This window comes from Sorangium sp. So ce1504, assembly GCF_051521635.1.
In the GTDB taxonomy this organism is placed as follows: domain Bacteria; phylum Myxococcota_A; class Polyangia; order Polyangiales; family Polyangiaceae; genus Sorangium; species Sorangium cellulosum_B.
Map to the genome: position 1 here is coordinate 5,172,010 of NZ_CP150365.1, position 13,258 is coordinate 5,185,267.

The window sequence follows — 13,258 nt, forward strand, 5'->3', positions numbered from 1 at the left end:
GCGCCAGCAAGGCGCAGAAAGGACCTGTCCGAATGGCCCTCGGCCCCGCCGACCACGCCGAGACCGTCGCGATCTATCGCGCCACGGTCATCGGCCCTCTCATGCACCGCGTACTCACTCACGGCCAGCTCGCCGCAGCGCTGCGTGCGCTGAGCGAGCAGCGGTTTCGACCGCCGGGCGCGCACAGCACCCGCACCTACTCGGTGCCCACGCTCGAGCGCTGGCTGTACGCGTATCGCTCCGCTGGCCTCGACGGCCTGCGCCCACAGCCACGCAGCGATCGCGGCTTCGCGCAGGACCTGTCGGAGGAGCTGCGTACGCTGCTGCTCGACATTCGGCGCGAGCATCCCGACGCCTCGGTGCCGCTCATCCTCAAGACGCTTGTGGACGAGGGGCGACTCGAAGCCACCCAGATCTCCGAGCCCACCGTACGGCGACTGTACGCGGCGCACGGCCTTCGCCGCCGCGCCGCGCGCGCCGAGGGAGAGCCGAAGACGCGGCTGCGCTGGCAAGCCGAGCGCCCCGGCGCGCTCTGGCACGGCGATGTCTGCCACGTGACCGGCTGCACCGTCGGCGGCAAAGCCATGCCGCTCCGCATCCACGGGCTGCTCGACGACGCCTCTCGTTACGTCGTGGCCCTCGAGGCGCACACGACCGAGAAGGAGGTCGACATGCTCGCCATGACCGTCGACGCCCTGCGCCGCCACGGCAAGCCCGACGCGCTCTATCTCGACAACGGCTCCACCTACCGCGGCGACATCCTCAAAACCGCGTGCGCGCGGCTCGGCATCACGCTCCTGCACGCAAAGCCGTACGACCCAGAGGCGCGTGGCAAGATGGAGCGTTTCTGGCGCACGCTGCGCGAAGGGTGCCTTACCTATCTCGGCGCCCTGGCGTCGCTCGTGGACATCAACACGACGCTCCGCGCCTTCCTCGACAGGCGTTACCACCCGGCGCCGCACGGGGGCCTGCTCGGCCAGACCCCGGCGAAGGTCTACGCGGCCCGCCCCGCCGCCGAGGGCGGCGTCGACGAAAGGGCGCTGCGCGTCGCGCTCACCGAGCGCACCCGGCGCCGCGTCTCGGGCGACAACATCGTCTCTGTCGACGGCGTCGCCTGGCAGCTCGATCAAGGCTACCTCGCCGGCCAGATCGTCTCCGTCGCCCGATGCTTCGTCGCGCCCGACGAGCCGCCGTGGGTCGAGCACGAGGGCAAGCGCTTGGTGCTGCATCCGGTCGACCCGCAGCGCAACGCGCGCCGAAAGCGGCTGCCGTGCGGCGGGCCTGCGGTGAACAAGCCGACTCGCCCCGTGGACTTCAACCCCGCGCGGACGCTCGGCCGCTCGATAGGCACTGGCGCTGACACGAGCGAGCGCGGAGGAGAGACGTGAGCGAGTCCTACGTCCGCTTCTTCACCCTCTCCGCCGCACCCTTCTCCAAGGAGATCCAGGACGGCGAGCTGTGGCTGCCGCCCTCGAAGGAGCAGCTCGTCGAGGAGGTGTGCGAGGCCGTGCACGAGCACGCCCAAGTGCTGCTGGTCGGCGAGCCCGGTGCCGGCAAGACGTGTGTGCTACGGGCCGTGCGTCATCGATTGCCGCAGGCCGGCTTCCGGCTGACCTACTGCCACAACGCCACGCTGGGCCGCCGCGACTTCTATCGCCAGCTCTGCCATGCCCTCGGCCTCAACCCCGCTGCGACCGCGGCGGCCGTATTCTACGCTGTCAGCGCGCATATCGAGACCCTCGGCCGCGAGCGCATCCACCCGGTTTTCCTGCTGGACGAAGCGCACCTGCTCCACCAAGACACGCTCGATCATCTCCACATCTTGCTCAACGTGCGCCGTGAGGCGCTGATACGACCGGGGACCACAAGGGGTCCCCCTCACCTGGGTCGAGCTGGGTGAAGAAGGGCGCCGCGAACGTCTCCGGGGACTGGACCGGAGGCCTGCAACAGCCGAGCGGCGTGAAGAGCCGGCGCAGGGAGCCATTGGCGACCGAGGCCGGTGACCGAAGGTGCCACGGTGAGAGCCGCATGAACGATCGTTCAGGCAAATCGAAGTCGGTGTTGGAACCCTCTGTACGGAAGGATGCCCCGCCTCGCGCGGGTTTGCAGCCAGAGCCTGGTTGTCAGTTGAAAACGACTGGGTGTGCCCAGCCTGGGCACGCCGGCTCCCAGCCTCGAACGGGAGACCGGTCCGCGCTGCCAGGGGCAAAGCCGACCACCTACCGCACCACGGGTTGTATCAGTGAACACGGGAACCTCGATCCGGGCGCCAGCGCCGCAAGCGTTGGCAAGCCGACAGGTCCGGCCATGTCTCGGACGAGGGGCGGAGCCCCCGTAGTAGTCGGAGCGCGGGAAAGCCGCGTACAAGGCGAAGGGGGGCAGTCGATGGGGACGGCTCACGCTGCGCCGGGGAAAGCCGTGTATGCGGCATCTCAGTCCGATCTGGACTGGCTCCGGAGCGTACAACGTGAGCTACACCGGCGAAGTAGAGAAGATCCGGATTACGTGTTTCGCAAGTTGTGGGGGTTCATTGTCGATCCTCGCACATTGCGATGCGCCCTTCACCGCGTGGCTCGCAACCGTGGGAGCCGCACGGCGGGCGTAGACGGAATCACGATGGGGAGCCTCATCCGGGACATCGGCGCGGAGAGCTTCGCGCAGAAACTGCGGGAGGAGTTGAGGTGCCGAACCTACCGGCCGAGTCCAGTGCGTCGGGTGCTCATCCCGAAGACAGGTCAGCCTGGTAAGTACCGTCCGCTGGGCATCCCCACCGTCCAGGATCGTGTCGTGCAGGCAGCGTTGAAGAGCATCCTCGAGCCGATCTTTGAGGCGGACTTCTTCCCCGTCTCATACGGCTTCCGTCCTGGGCGCGGCGTCCATGGAGCGCTGGAGCATCTCCGGATGCTTCTGCGTCCCCGGCCTATCCGCGAACAGGGCAAGGCTGTGAATCGGCTTCCATACCAATGGGCCATTGAGGGAGATATAAAGGGGTGCTTCGACAACATCAACCATCACGCGCTGATGAACCGGGTGCGCCGGCGCATCGGCGATCTCAAGGTGAATCGGTTGGTGAGCGCCTTCCTGAAGGCGGGCGTCCTGTCCGAGGAGCAATTCTCCCGGACGGAGGCAGGCACCCCGCAAGGTGGGATCCTGTCTCCCCTCCTCGCGAACATCGCGCTCAGCGTGATCGAGGAACGGTACGAGCGACACGTGTGGCCACGCCGCACGCCGACGCTTCGCACCGATCCGGAGACGATTACACGGCGGGCCAACGAGAGACGTACCACCGACAGGCGGCGCGGTCTCCCGGTGTTCGTCCCTATTCGGTATGCGGATGACTTCATCCTTCTCGTCGGCGCACCGCCCGGCCCGCAGCAACAAGCGGACGCCGAGCGATATGCAAACGAGGAGAAGTCTGCGCTGGCCGCCTTCCTGAAGAACGAGTTAGGATTGGAGCTGTCGGAAGCGAAAACGCTCGTGACCCCGATCACGAGACCCATGCGCTTCCTGGGCCACCATATCCTGGTACGGCGACATCCCGGCCACCGCCGGATGGTGAGCGCCAGCCTCGTTCCGAAGGAACGCAGCAAGCTCTTTCGGGAGCGCGTGAAGCGGCTGTTCTCGAACTCCACGAAGAACCAGTCGTTGAGCAAGCAACTCCGGAAGCTCAACCCCATGCTGCGAGGCTGGGCGAACTTCTACCGGCATGCTTGGGGTGCGAAGAAGGTGTTCAACTTCCTCGACCACTATGTCTGGTGGACGGTCGCCCGCTGGCTCAAGAAGAAGCATCGGCTCTCCCTGAAGCGCCTCGCCAGCCGCTACGGCTGGCGAAAGCCAGGCGGCCGATGCGTGCGCTGGAGGGACGGAGAGGTTGTCCTCTTCGAGACCTCCCGGCTCACCGTTGAGCAATACAAGCTGGGTTGGATGCACGCGCCGTACTTCGCTACAAGCGTCGATGGAGAGCCCGGTGCATAACGAAAGGTGCACGCCGGGTTCGGAGGGGGGCGGCCGGAAACCGATCTGGCGCAAGCCAGACACGGCGCCGGCCGCCCACCCACCTACGAATGGGACAGCCGCGCCCTGTTGTCGCTGATCCTGGTAGGGCTCTCTGACCTCCAAGACCGGCTTGAGCTGCGCAAAAACCGCTCGCTATATTCCCGCATCGAGCGGCGTCTGTCCATTGGTGCGATGGTCCCCGACGATACCGGAGAGTACGTGCGGCTCCGGATGAGCCGTGCCGGCGCCGATCGCGACGTCTTCACCGCGGACGCTCTGACGCTGCTCCACGAGGCGGCTGGCTCGAGCCTGCGCGAGATCGACCGCATGGCCACCGCCGCGCTGCGCGAGGCGGCGCGACGGAAGAAGAAACTCGTCGAGCGTGACGTGATGGCGCGCATCGTCGGCGACCTGGGGACGGACGGCAGCTGACGCTGACCCACACGACGGGCGCCACCTCGGCGCTGGTAAAGGGACACCTCGCCGGCGCCGACGGCCACCAACCATGATGGCCATTGCGAGCTGCCCTGCGGCGCGCGTCCGAGCGATGGCCATCGCTCTCCTTGACCGCAACCGTGCACGCCCGCGATGGCCATCAAGCAGCTTGCTCGGCGGACCATCAGCCAGCCTGAGCGTCAACAGGCACGAAGGAGCAGGTGAAGGCCGTGCGCGAGCACCTGCCCAGGATCGCGGTCGGCGAGCTCCTGGAGCTGCCGGACCTCGCGCGGGCGCTCCTGTTCGCCGCGCGCGAGGCGCTGCCCCGGGCGGCGGGCCCGAAGGAGATCGAGAAGGCGCTGAAGGAGATCGGCGGGCCGCGCGAGGATCTCCTGACCCAGGCGGAGCTCTTCGCCCGGCGCGGCCTCCTCGACAAGGAGCGTGTCGCGCAGATCCGGGCCGGCTCGGGGAAATACGATATGGCGCGGGACGGCATGGAGCTCGCGGCGCTGTTCACGCAGCACGCGGGCGCGCTCAAGGGGCTCCACCCGTTCACGAGGGAGGAGATCGAGAACCTCCGGCGGACGAGCGAGTGGCTGCTCGAGAACCTGACCCCGGCGGGAGCCCGGGTAGAGGTCAAGAAGAAGGACAAGAGCGCGGCCGAGGACACGAGAGATCGGCTGTGGACGCTGCTCCTGCGGCGGCACCCGGCGCTCCGGAAGGTGGGGTATTACTTCCACGGCGACGATTTCGAGTCGGTCACGCCGCGCCTGCTCTCGCGGGCCGCCTCCGCGCAAGCCGTCGAGGAGGCGCTGGAGGAGGAGCCGGAGGCGATCGCGGACGACGCGACGGGGGAGGGAGAGGGAGAGGGCGAGGCGCCCTGAGCACCGCACCGCAACCCGCCTGAGCGCGAGCGACGAGGCGAGCGGCGTCCCGGGCGCGACCGATCAGAGCTGCCCATACTCACGGATCCGGTCGCGCTCTTCTCCCTTGTCTCCCTTGTCGGGCTCCAGATCGACGACAATCCCGAGGCGCGATTCGACGTAGGCCGCCCAGAGGGTTCCATGTCCTGGAACGCTGATCCAGGCATTCATCTCCGTGATCGACAAGAGCCCGTCGATGCTTCGATCGAAGATTCTTATGTCCCTGAATCGCAGCCCGAGCGTGAGCCCGATCTGGGTGTTGAGATTAAAGGAGTTGACGTCTGCGCCGAGGAACAAATCGACGTGTGTGGTCCGGATAAGGGTCCCCTGGGGCCTCAAGGTCGTGGTGAACACGGGAAGAACGGCGCCGACCAATTGGTAGAACTGAAGGGTCGTGGCCGCGCTCGCCCGGAACCGTCCGGCCTCGAACGTGCCGTGGATCCCCAATTTCTTGTCCTCGATCGTCGACATGTTCTCCTTGCCCACGCCGACGCCGATGAAGTACCCGATATTGAGCACCTGGGTGGGACTCGCGGTCTGCCCGAAGCTCACCATGACCGTATGGACAGCCCCCGGAGCAGTTCCGCCGCCGTACGTGACTCCGAGCCTTGCGAGATGGGGGAGCTTTGTCTGAACGATACCGTTGAGACGGAGGCCGTCCCAATAGAATTTCTCTGGGGGGCCGTGGCTCTTGCGCTGATGCCGGAGCGGCGAGGGTGAATACTGCAAGACCTGACAGCGCGCGCAAGAATGGCGGCCCTCGCCCGTTCGGACAGCGGGTCGATGGCTCCCACGAGATGAACGGCGGCTCGAGATGGGTTCGAGTCATTCGGCCTGCATGCGGGCGATGCACTCGGGGTTTTTTACGAGTTCGTCGATGTCGACGTCGCCGTACTCGTCTTTGGTCATATAGGCGCCTTCCATTGCGTTGATTCCGCGAATGTCGCTCGTGACGTCTGGCTGCGACGCGCTCTCAAAGTGTCTTATGACGGCGGAGCAGATCGAGAATTGCTCTCTCGCCAATTCTCGAATGTTCAATACGGATTCGCAGTCGATTGTGAGATTGCCCAGTATTTCCTCGTACGCGTTGAATTGCCACCTGAAGTCCCTGCAGCTCTCGGCCATCCTGTTGAGCTCCGCCGCTCGCGATGCGATGTCGCATTGCTTTGAAAGCGCTGGCTCAGGTGGAGGCGTGGGGCTGCCTTCGCGAGCGTGGGGCTTTCCCTCTCTCTTCTGGTGTTGGTGGTCGCGACGCTGGAGGGTCTCTTCGCAGCTGATCAACCTCCTCCGGGTGACGCTCAGAGCTGACCGAACATCGGAGTCGTTATTCCTGGCGGCGTCCTGGTGCGATTGATGTTGGTCGTCGCTCCCCGCCGAGGCGCGTCCCAGATTGTATGCTGCCGCCGACGCGGCGATCGCGACGACCCCAAACCCAAGCCATCTTGTCGGTTTCGATGATGTTTCCATGCGTCGAACGTCGCGGGTTGAAATTTTAACGGCACTCGCGAATGGCGGCCTTGGCCTGTTCGGCCGGCGGGGCGATGGCTCCGGCGACCTGAGCGGAGGAGTGAATTTGAGTTATTCGGCCTGCATGCGGGCTATGCACGCTGGGTTATTTACCAGCTTGTTCATGTCGACGTCGCCGTATTTGCTGCTGATTGTGTAGGCGTCTTCTATCGCGCCGATGGCGAGAGGGTCGCTCGTCGCGTCCTGGGTTCCGGGCTCCTCATTGATTCTTGTAATGAGAGCGCAAATTTGGCGCTGTCTCCGAGCAAGATCTCGAATGCTCAAGACGGTTTCGCAGCTGACGGTGCTGTTCCCCAGGATTGCCTTGTATGCATCGAAGTGTCTTCTGAAGTTCCTGCACTGCGCGCCCGTTATATTCAGATCCTTCGCTTGCATCGCGATGATGCATCGCTTCGAGAGCCCTCTCTCAGGTGAAGGTGTGGGGATGCCTTCGCTGCTGTAGGGCTTCCTCGCTCCCTCGTGAGGATCCTGGTCGCGACGCTGGCGGGTCTCTTCGCAGATGGCCAACCTTTGCTGGGTGGCGCTCAGAGTTGACCGAAGATCGGGTTTGTTCTTTCTGACGTTCTGGCGCGTTTGAGGCCGGTTATCGCTCGTCGTTGAGGTTCTTCCCAGGTTGTACGCTGCCAAGGCGGCGACGGCGATGAACCCCAATCCAATCCATGTTGTCGGTTTCGGTGACATTTTCATCTGACGAGCCTTGCGGATTGATGGCGATTGTCGTCGGAGTCGCAGCTGGTGAGGTGTGGATGAGTCTCCGGGCGCTGTGAGCTAGTAGTGGCAGGGATCCATCTTGGTCGGCGTTATCCCGACATCCTGCGGGGTGATGATTAGCGAGGGGCCGCTAACGGGTAGCAATGACTCGCGCCATTCATAGCATGCTTCGTGGCTAGTATGAGGAGGAATCGGTCTTGTAGCGGCAGCGTGTTCTCGCAGTAGATTGGCTGAGGCCGGACGGTCTCTTGTGCACACAGCGCTTGGCACTCGGGGGATGGATCTATGCACGTCGGTGTTGGTTTTCTATCGAGGATCATGCATCCGGCTTGAGATAGTACCGTCGCGGAGATGAGCTGGGCGAGGCCGGGGCGGGTCGTTCTTGGACGACGGGTTGCTGCGGTCATAGGCTCTTTCTCCCAGGGGCATCTGATGGTGTCTTGCGTTTGTCTCAAGAAGCAGGCAGGCGGATAAAGGAAGCGCTGTCGTTCTTCGATGAATCCGTGCGTATGGCCACGATCGGGCGTCGCGAGCGAGCGCGTCAAGCTCGCCGAGGCGCGCGCGAGATGTCCAGGACGTCGGAAGCAGGCGATGACTCGCGTGGCCGGTCGCGGACAATCTCGCTTCGCTTCCAGGGGATCGACGGAGGGGCCAATCGGTTCGCGCGGTCCACGCCGCGAACGCTCGCTGGCAGCGCCCCCATTCCCTGGCGCGCTGCCGCCCCTCGGTTGTCCGGGCCTACGCGGCCCTGAAGCGGCTTCGAGCCGAGGGACGCGGCGCGCTCGCGGGGTCGATGATGGCATTCTGGGTGCGTGAGCCGGTGGGGCCGATGGTCGGCTCGGGGCCGCTCGCAGGCGCCCTGGTCGCGGCCCTCCGCCACGAGGAGCGCGGAGAGCTCGCGGATCGGGTGGAGCTGCTGCCGAGCGCGAGGCGATGATCGCCTGTTCTTCTCGCGGGCCTTATGCCTGGCAGCAGAAGGTCGACGGCTCGGCCGGCAGCAGCTCGCCGAACGGCTCGCCGCCGCTCGGAGCGCAGCTGCCGGGGTCCACGGCCACGACCTCTGCCGACTTGCTGCCGAGGGCGACGCCGGGCGGTGTGACCCCGCAGAACGGCGTCGTCGAGCTCACGACGATCGACGCGAGCGCCTCCCCGCATGCGCCGTCGCTGTAGACAGAGGCCATGACGGTGCACGACGCGCCCTCCAGCTCCCCGCAGCCGCACTCGGAGCAGCCACGCGTGTCCTCGGCGCCGCCGTAGAAGACGTGCCTGACCAGGTAGGGCTCCTCGCACGTCACGTCGCCCTCGTGGAAGATGCACGTCAGGAAGCCGCCGGGCGGCGGGATCCCGGGCTGGTCCGGCGAGGGCATGCAGGTGCTCCGGTCGCCCAGGCACTCCGTGTAGGCGCCGGGCACGCAGGCGAGCGCCCGGGTCTGCCACGGATCGAGGAGCGCCGGCGGCGGCGGCTCGTCCACCCTGGGCGTGCATGCGCCGGTCGCTGTCACGATTGGCGCCTCGATGGAGACTGACTGCACGCACGGTCTCCCGCCGCAGTCCTGGCCGGCGGGGATCGCGTTCGCAGCGGTGCAGGCGCCGTCCCAGCCATCGGGCGCCGCGAAGGGGCTCGTGACGCTGCCGGGGTCGCCAGCACACGTCGTCGCCGTGTGCACCGACCAGCCCAGCGGGAGCTGACACGAGGCGGTGGCCGCGTCAGGCGCATCGCACAAGCAGGCCGCGCAGGCGAGCGGTGCGGGCGCCAGGTCGGCGAACCCCTCGTAGCCGATGTTCGGCGCGGCGGCTGGGCAGTCCGGCACCTGGTCCCGCGGGCCGAACCAGAGCAGCGCCGGGCCGAACCAGCCGAGCGGCGCCGGTGGGACGCAATCGCCGGCGCAGGCTGTCTCATCGCCGCCGCCGGTCCCGCCGGCTCCGCCGGTTCCCCCGCCGCCCCCACCATCGCCACCAGCCCCGCCGCCGCCTTCCTCGGGCCACGGGCAACCTGGGTTGCCGTACTCCTGAGGCTGACAGGGACCGTAGACGGTCGGATCTTCTTCGGCACAGCCAGGCAAGAAGAGGGATCCTACGAGCAGGAGGATGAGGGTTCGCATGGCGGACAAGATACGTAGAGATGGCCCACGCCCACAACGGGCAGCTTTCGCGAGACAGTCGACTGCATCGAGCATTGCGGTTTCCTTTCAAAAATTCTCACGTCGTTGGCGAGGAGAGCCGGGGTCCACGATGGCGTTCAGTACGTCGCCGTGATACCGAGTCCGAGCGCCGCGCCGACCGGAGGTGAGGACCACGTGATGGATCCAGCGGTATCGCGCCGCTGGCCCCCGCGCCGGAGCACCGTGTCATCCACGATCGCGCTGGCCTCGGCGTATCCGTGGGCGCTCCACCTGTCCGAGAGGGCCCAGGCGCTGCCAAGCCGCGCTCCAACGCTGAACAGACGGTTGTCGCGTACCGTCATGTCCCACGGATACTGGGGCACGAACCGTACGAAGCCGACGGTCGCGACCCCGCAGCCGAAGAGGTGGTGGCCGTGCAGGCAGCCCACACCAGCCGCCGTGAAGGCCCTGGTGCTGATGGTCATGTCTTTCACCTCCTGCGCGAGGGACACGAGCGCGCGCCCTTCCACGGCGACCGACCAGTCGGGCCGGCGGACGCCGATGAATAGGGTCATGCCCGCCGCGGCCCCCGGCGTGATCCCCAGGCCGAGGGTCGCCCCGAGCCCTGCCTCCAGCCGCCAGCGTCCTGTCGGCGCTGGCATCGCCTCATGCAGCGGTGGCTTCGACGCGGTCCGGCGCACCTGCGGAAGCGGCGGTGCAGCCGGCGGCGAGGGCTCGGAGGGCGGTGACGCCCGCTCCGGCGCGGTCAGGATCTGCGCCACGATCGCGAGGGCCACGCCGGAGAGCAGCGCCGCGCAGCCGCGCCGGGTGCTGAACCCCTCGGCCCAGGCTGTCTCGACCGCGCCCTCGCTTTCGCGCAGGGCCATCGAGGCCGTGAGCTCCGGCCCGTCCCGCGCGATGCTGACCGTGAGCACCCGCGGCGCGTCGTCCTCGAACGGATCGCCGCCGAGCCCGCGCGCCACCTCCGCGCGCAGGAGCGCCCCGTCGGCGCAGCCCTCGGCGCCGGGGCCTCGTACGACCTCCAGCCGCATCGCAGCCCGTGGCAGATCCGGCGCGGCGCGCGCCGCGGCGACGCACAGCAGGACCATGGCCGCCGTGGCCGCCGCGCCGGCGGCGCGCGCCAGCCACCCCGCGCCCCCGCGCGGACCGATGGCGCACCGGGCCAGGCGCGCGCCGAGCCTCGGTCTACCGCAGGGCCCGCTCATCGCGACGGCTCGCTCCCCGGCGCGCCCTGCTTCGGAGCGGCGAGGCGCGCCAGGGCGACCGTGCGAAGCCGCTCCCGCACGTTCTTCAGCTGGCCCCCGGGGAACCGCTGCTCGTGCACGGCGATCTGCCGGAGCGCCCCGGCCGCATCACCGGCGGTGAGGCGCTCTCGCGCCGCGGTGAGCAGCCGCAGCTCCTCCGCGAACGTGTCATCGCGCTCGCTGGCCTCGCTGGCCCGCGGCGCCGCCCGCGGAGCAGCAGGGCACGGGCGGTGCGGCGCCTCGGGCGCGGGGGCGACGGGCCCCGGCTCGGGCGCCTGCTGCGGCGGGGTCGCTGCGAGGCAGGCGCCGCCCGCGGGCAGCAGCTCGGGCAGCACCGGCCCGAAGCGGCGAGCCCAGAGGGCCGGCGGCGGCGCGAGGGCGAGCAGCACAGCGACCGTTCCGGCGACGCCCGCCGCAGCCGACCCGAGGGCGACGGCGATCCTTCCTGGCCTCCGTGGCAGCGTCGCGGTGGCAGGCGAACGCGGCGGGGGTGCCGGCGGAGCCAGCGGCGCAGGCGCTGTCGGCGGGGGTGCCGGCGGTCCGGGTGTCGCAGGCGGAGCAGGCGCCGGCGGCGGTGCCGCCAGCGCCGTGGTGCTCGCGCCGCCGTCGCGCGCGAGGAACTCCGACGCCACCGGGAACGCGAGCCAGCAGCCGCGCAGCGCCTGCCGTTGCTCCGGGCGGAGCCGCGCGACGGCGGCGCGGTAGTCCTCACGGGCCAGGCGCAGCCGGTTCGCGGCCGTGTTGTAGTTGATGCCGAGCTCGCGCGCGATCTCGACGATCGGCACCTCGCAGGCCTCGTGCAGGACGAGCAGGACCCGCCGCTCGGGGGCGATCGTGCTCAGCACGTCGATCGCGAGCTCCAGCCGCTCCCGCTCCGCGACGCGCTGCTCGCTGCTCGGCGCGGGATCGACCGCCTGGCCGCGCGGCGCGGGGTGCAAGCCGTCCGGCACCTCGCGGCGGCGGTAGGCGCGTTCCAGGTGCTTGCTGACCTTCCGCCACGCGATCCCGAAGAGCCATCGGGCTTCCGCGCTGCCGCGCGGGCGCCGGCCATCCCGCTGCGGCGGATCGGCGGCCGGGTCGGCCTCGCGCGGAGGCGACGACGAGGCGGAGGCGGGGTAGTCGGGATCGAACCGATCCAGGCTCTCGTACGCCGCAAGGAGGACCTCCTGGACCAGGTCGTCGATGTCGGGCGCGGCGACCCCCAGGAGCCGGAGCGAGCGCGGGAGGGTTTCGAGCGCTGCGGTGTGAACGGAATTCCAGGTAGCGGCGCGGGAGGCGTCAGCGGCGGAAGGAACGTGGGTGCTCATACCCAGAATTGCGGGGAGCTCTTCGGGTCTGTTTGAAAAACGTACGGCCCGGCGCACGGGACGGAGGCGCTCCCGCGGCGAGCGTCGCGCTCACGACAGGCTGCGGCTCTCCGGCGGGATCCACGCCGAGTGGGGCGAGATCGTTTCCATGTGGGCCAGCACCTCGACCTGACCCCAGCGCTCGAGCGCGTCCATCTCCGCCGGGCCGAGCAGCCGCCGGATCGCGCCCCAGGTGCGCTCGAACTCGAGCGCGGACAGGTGCTGCGATAGCGCGGTGAGGGGGCTCAGGTCGGAGTCGTCGCCTCGGTACGCCGCGTAGGCCTCGGCGTCCCATCCTTCCAGCGGGAGCGCCTCCGCCTCGGCGATGCGCCGATCCAGCGTGTCCTCGGACTCCGCCCACGCTCGGGCGATCTGGAAGAGCTTGGTGATCTTGTCGAGCGGCAGGCCGAACCGCGCGACGCGGTGCTCCTTGCGGCGCGATAGCCACACGACGAGCACCTGCCACATGGTCCGCCAGTCCGGCAGCCGGTCGAGGACGAAGTAGCGCTCCTCGATCCACGCGCGGATCTGCGCCGCAGCCGCCGTGCCCTGGGAGCGCTCCACCTCGGCGAGGAACGCCGCGAGGTGCACCGCGATCATGGCCTCGTAGTCCCGCTCCTCGTCGTCCAGCGCCTCGATCGCGATCTCCGCCCGAGCGCAGCGGCGCGCGGCCGTCTTCACCGCCTCGACGTCGTCGAGGCGGAGCCCTAGATCGGGCCAGAAAGGCGTCACCCTGTCCAGGCTGAGGAGCCGGACAGCATGCGTGTAAGCGTAGCATACATTGAGGTCGAGGAGATCGAGGGTGGGGTGCATCGGCAGCGCAGCTCGGGGTGGTCTGGAGCGGCCAGCGTAGCCGCGCCGGGGGTGAACAGGTAGGTCGCCCCGACCTCGGAGCGCCGGAGAGCGCCTCTCCGGCCGGAGCCGCTCTAGAATGCGGGCATGCGATTCGAAGG

The 13,258-nt window shown here is 68.4% G+C and carries 13 protein-coding genes; 6 read left to right on the plus strand and 7 right to left on the minus strand.

Features of this window, described 5'->3' with window-relative positions; translation table 11 throughout:
- The first annotated feature begins 32 nt into the window (after positions 1–32).
- The 5 genes from WMF39_RS19425 to WMF39_RS19445 all read left to right on the plus strand — a co-directional run bounded on the left by WMF39_RS19425 (position 33) and on the right by WMF39_RS19445 (position 5,315).
- Positions 33–1,388, plus strand: a complete 1,356-nt coding sequence (locus WMF39_RS19425) for a DDE-type integrase/transposase/recombinase (RefSeq protein WP_437740783.1) — start codon at positions 33–35, stop codon at positions 1,386–1,388.
- Positions 1,385–1,900 (plus strand): AAA family ATPase, encoded by a 516-nt coding sequence (locus WMF39_RS19430; protein WP_437746978.1) that lies wholly within the window; start codon positions 1,385–1,387, stop codon positions 1,898–1,900. The genes WMF39_RS19425 and WMF39_RS19430 overlap by 4 nt, the downstream gene beginning before the upstream one ends.
- Before the next feature lie 485 nt (positions 1,901–2,385).
- Entirely contained in the window at positions 2,386–3,975 is a 1,590-nt protein-coding gene (gene ltrA, locus WMF39_RS19435; RefSeq protein ID WP_437740579.1) for a group II intron reverse transcriptase/maturase, read from the plus strand.
- 6 nt (positions 3,976–3,981) lie between these two features.
- Positions 3,982–4,428 carry a hypothetical protein gene (locus tag WMF39_RS19440; RefSeq protein ID WP_437746979.1) on the plus strand — a complete coding sequence of 149 codons (447 nt, stop codon included), beginning with the start codon at positions 3,982–3,984 and terminating at the stop codon, positions 4,426–4,428.
- 224 nt (positions 4,429–4,652) lie between these two features.
- Positions 4,653–5,315, plus strand: a complete 663-nt coding sequence (locus WMF39_RS19445) for a hypothetical protein (protein WP_437746980.1) — start codon at positions 4,653–4,655, stop codon at positions 5,313–5,315.
- Positions 5,316–5,378: 63 nt separating this feature from the next.
- On the opposite strand, the gene WMF39_RS19450 is transcribed toward WMF39_RS19445, so the two are convergent.
- The 3 genes from WMF39_RS19450 to WMF39_RS19460 all read right to left on the minus strand — a co-directional run bounded on the left by WMF39_RS19450 (position 5,379) and on the right by WMF39_RS19460 (position 7,568).
- Positions 5,379–5,909 carry a hypothetical protein gene (locus tag WMF39_RS19450; protein ID WP_437746981.1) on the minus strand — a complete coding sequence of 177 codons (531 nt, stop codon included), beginning with the start codon at positions 5,907–5,909 and terminating at the stop codon, positions 5,379–5,381.
- 270 nt (positions 5,910–6,179) lie between these two features.
- Complete coding sequence (locus tag WMF39_RS19455) at positions 6,180–6,821, minus strand: hypothetical protein (RefSeq protein WP_437746982.1); 642 nt, start codon at positions 6,819–6,821, stop codon at positions 6,180–6,182.
- 111 nt (positions 6,822–6,932) lie between these two features.
- Positions 6,933–7,568, minus strand: coding sequence for a hypothetical protein (locus WMF39_RS19460; protein ID WP_437746983.1), 636 nt, complete (start codon positions 7,566–7,568; stop codon positions 6,933–6,935).
- Between the two features lie 820 nt (positions 7,569–8,388).
- Between WMF39_RS19460 and WMF39_RS19465 the strand changes: the two genes are divergently transcribed.
- Complete coding sequence (locus tag WMF39_RS19465; protein ID WP_437746984.1) at positions 8,389–8,529, plus strand: hypothetical protein; 141 nt, start codon at positions 8,389–8,391, stop codon at positions 8,527–8,529.
- Positions 8,530–8,551: 22 nt separating this feature from the next.
- Here the strand turns inward: WMF39_RS19465 and WMF39_RS19470 are convergent, their stop codons facing one another.
- The 4 genes from WMF39_RS19470 to WMF39_RS19485 all read right to left on the minus strand — a co-directional run bounded on the left by WMF39_RS19470 (position 8,552) and on the right by WMF39_RS19485 (position 13,118).
- Positions 8,552–9,694, minus strand: a complete 1,143-nt coding sequence (locus tag WMF39_RS19470; RefSeq protein WP_437746985.1) for a hypothetical protein — start codon at positions 9,692–9,694, stop codon at positions 8,552–8,554.
- Between the two features lie 137 nt (positions 9,695–9,831).
- Positions 9,832–10,920: a hypothetical protein gene (locus WMF39_RS19475; RefSeq protein WP_437746986.1), complete on the minus strand. Its 1,089-nt coding sequence runs from the start codon at positions 10,918–10,920 to the stop codon at positions 9,832–9,834.
- Positions 10,917–12,266 (minus strand): RNA polymerase sigma factor, encoded by a 1,350-nt coding sequence (locus WMF39_RS19480; RefSeq protein WP_437746987.1) that lies wholly within the window; start codon positions 12,264–12,266, stop codon positions 10,917–10,919. The genes WMF39_RS19475 and WMF39_RS19480 overlap by 4 nt, the downstream gene beginning before the upstream one ends.
- A gap of 90 nt (positions 12,267–12,356) precedes the next feature.
- Positions 12,357–13,118 carry a hypothetical protein gene (locus WMF39_RS19485; protein ID WP_437746988.1) on the minus strand — a complete coding sequence of 254 codons (762 nt, stop codon included), beginning with the start codon at positions 13,116–13,118 and terminating at the stop codon, positions 12,357–12,359.
- Positions 13,119–13,258 lie beyond the last annotated feature (140 nt).

Bases quoted from the DNA above. Each gene is read 5' to 3' on its own strand.
- WMF39_RS19425 (WP_437740783.1), top strand. From the start codon at position 33: ATGGCCCTCGGCCCCGCCGACCACGCCGAGACCGTCGCGATCTATCGC.
- ltrA (WP_437740579.1), top strand. From the start codon at position 2,386: ATGGGGACGGCTCACGCTGCGCCGGGGAAAGCCGTGTATGCGGCATCT.
- WMF39_RS19450 (WP_437746981.1), bottom strand. From the start codon at position 5,909: ATGGTGAGCTTCGGGCAGACCGCGAGTCCCACCCAGGTGCTCAATATC.
- WMF39_RS19455 (WP_437746982.1), bottom strand. From the start codon at position 6,821: ATGGAAACATCATCGAAACCGACAAGATGGCTTGGGTTTGGGGTCGTC.
- WMF39_RS19460 (WP_437746983.1), bottom strand. From the start codon at position 7,568: ATGAAAATGTCACCGAAACCGACAACATGGATTGGATTGGGGTTCATC.
- WMF39_RS19465 (WP_437746984.1), top strand. From the start codon at position 8,389: ATGGCATTCTGGGTGCGTGAGCCGGTGGGGCCGATGGTCGGCTCGGGG.
- WMF39_RS19470 (WP_437746985.1), bottom strand. From the start codon at position 9,694: ATGCGAACCCTCATCCTCCTGCTCGTAGGATCCCTCTTCTTGCCTGGC.
- WMF39_RS19475 (WP_437746986.1), bottom strand. From the start codon at position 10,920: ATGAGCGGGCCCTGCGGTAGACCGAGGCTCGGCGCGCGCCTGGCCCGG.
- WMF39_RS19480 (WP_437746987.1), bottom strand. From the start codon at position 12,266: ATGAGCACCCACGTTCCTTCCGCCGCTGACGCCTCCCGCGCCGCTACC.
- WMF39_RS19485 (WP_437746988.1), bottom strand. From the start codon at position 13,118: ATGCACCCCACCCTCGATCTCCTCGACCTCAATGTATGCTACGCTTAC.